At 44.7% G+C, this 2474-nt stretch carries 3 protein-coding genes; all 3 read right to left on the minus strand.

Features of this window, described 5'->3' with window-relative positions:
* The coding region (locus B2899_RS18310) for a TolB family protein (RefSeq protein WP_286887635.1) at positions 1-856 on the minus strand (856 nt) is incomplete at its 3' end.
* 48 nt (positions 857-904) lie between these two features.
* Positions 905-1768 carry a permease prefix domain 1-containing protein gene (locus tag B2899_RS18315; protein WP_286887637.1) on the minus strand — a complete coding sequence of 288 codons (864 nt, stop codon included), beginning with the start codon at positions 1766-1768 and terminating at the stop codon, positions 905-907.
* Complete coding sequence (locus B2899_RS18320) at positions 1765-2091, minus strand: PadR family transcriptional regulator (RefSeq protein ID WP_286887639.1); 327 nt, start codon at positions 2089-2091, stop codon at positions 1765-1767. The genes B2899_RS18315 and B2899_RS18320 overlap by 4 nt, the downstream gene beginning before the upstream one ends.
* Between the last annotated feature and the right edge of the window lie 383 nt (positions 2092-2474).

The raw sequence follows: 2474 nt of genomic DNA on the forward strand, positions 1-2474 counted from the left end.
TCTTCCGATCCATCACATGAAGTTCATACTGAAAAACTTCATTCTTGCCCGGGTGCGGATTCACGATCGTATTGAACGCAATCCACCGATTGTCCGGCGATACGCTTATATTGAATATATCTTCTGTAATGCCCTTAGTCGTTACAGCTTCCAACTTCTCGGGATGTGTAAGTGGGATGCGGAATATTTTATGTTTTTCCGCGAAAATGTCTTCCGCCGTCTTTGAGTTTCTGTTATCCGACTTCGTCACATATATATCCTTGCCATCAGGCGACACGCTCAGTGACTGCAGCATGTAATCCTTCAACTGCGTAATCCGCTTCGGCTCACCTCCGCTTACCGGCAGTGAATAAATATCGAAATCATGGGCGTCCTGCCGTGCAATCGGGGAATAATTCTTGAACGTCTCCGCTTTCAGCATGTAAATCGTCTTGCCATCCGGAGCAAACACCGCTTCCGTAATCAAAGAATCAGGCGAATACAACTTGCGCTTCCCGCTCCCGTCTGTATTGATAAGATAGAGCGCGCTTCGCATTTCCTCTCTGTTCTTTGGAGTGGCAAGATACAGAACGGTTTTCCCGTCAGGTGAGAATACCGGATGATGCACATTCTCGTCCTTGCCAGCCTCCGTTAAGAGCTTCACATTCTTTCCCTCGATATCAGATATGTAGATTCCGACGTTTCCCTCTGATGAGTAAGCGAATACAGCTTTTCGGCCTTTTACGTCAAAATCTTCAAAGAATCCGTCAGGAACTCCACGCCGTGTTTTCTCCTGTGTAAAGCCGAGTCCCCAGAGAACGAATAATCCGAACAGCACTACTGCTACAAACAGGATCGCTTTTCTTTTTCTCTGCATAACTATCTCCTTCTTCGTTTTACAAAATCGGCGCAGAAGGAAAATCCGTCACATCCTTCCTACGATCATATAGATAACACAGCCAATGAATATAAAGGAGAATCCGCCAAACAAATAGCTGACTGCCGTTCGACTCTTACGCATCCGATACTGCATCCAGTAGGAAAAACCCCAAAATGCTACCATTCCAATTGGAACAAGTAAGAAAGGACTTACTCCCCCAAAAATTAATCCCCCATAAGTCATAATGGCTGCTAAGCCGAGCACAACAAAGCCGATCGCCAGGTTAAACACATGAATAACAGTACGTGCAGTCCGTTCCCGGGGGCTTTCACTCTTCGAACCAATGCCTTTTAATGCGGTCATAAATACCATAACGAGAGAAACCGTGGCAATGAGAGTTCCCAAAGCATACAGCGGCTTAGCATACCAATCTTCCGACGTCTCCAGCAGCAAGAAACCGAACGCAGCGCAAAAGGTTGTACCGATAAGTATAGCGCCAAGCATAACTTTGCGGTTCGCAAGGTACGCGGGATACATGCTTGCCAGTACCAGACACGTACCAAATATCATACTCAGTGTAACCCAGATGACGTGTGCCTCCCCGTATGTGAACAGTGAATGCAGATAGCCGGAGACACTGTAAAGAATCGTTCCCATCCCGATGAATGTCAGCAGTTCTTTCCGATAAGGAAACAGGGAATGCTGCAGTCCTTCCCCGATTTCATCGGCGACACCGAAATCGGCAACCGAACGGCGGATAGCTTCTTCTTCCGAATATCCCTGTTCCATATAGGCCTCCCTGGCCGCTTCTAAGTGCGAGCGTATTTCTTCTCGCATATCGCCCCGCTCTTCTTCTCCGCATTCAATCCGCTCGAGAATTTGTTCGATGTATGAATCAAATCGATTCATGACAGTCCCTCCGAACACTTGAAGATTAGTCGGTTGATGGATTGCCAATCGCGAAGTTTCCGTTTGAGTTCCTTCCTTCCGTCTTCGGTAATCGTGTAATATTTTCGTCGGCTACTTCCTTCCGTCTCCTTCCAGTACGATTCGATCCATCCTTTCATCTCCATTCGCTTCAAAGCAGGATACAGCGTCCCTTCACTCATACTATATAAATCCCCGCTTGTTTCTTTTAGCGCCTTAACCATCTCATACCCGTACATCTCCCGCTGGGCAACCAGGGAAAGCAAGAGAATATCGATGCTGCCTTTCATGATCTCTTTATCCAAGTCCAATCACCTTTTTCAATTATTGTTTTAACCATTGTAATACGATATGCATCGTATTACAAGGTATATATTTTAAAAAAAGCATGGAGTATTACACCCCATACCTTTGTAAATGTATCGGCTTTCTTATATGCATTTGCATCCAACGGCTTATCCGCTTGTTCGTTGTACTTCACAGTAAGAATGTTACAAGAGTAAGCCTGCTGGTCTACCGTTCCACAGATCGGCCCCTGCTTTATTTATCATTAAAAAATGCCAGCTGGAAGTCAAGCTGGCTAAGATTCATTCTATCGATTCTCTTAATAAAGTATAAAAACTAAACTCGTTTTTTGAATTATAAAAGTAAATTATTAGAAAATATAACAAAATGGTCTTTTTGTTAG

This window comes from Aneurinibacillus sp. UBA3580, assembly GCF_002375825.1.
Taxonomy (GTDB): Bacteria; Bacillota; Bacilli; order Aneurinibacillales; family Aneurinibacillaceae; genus Aneurinibacillus; species Aneurinibacillus danicus.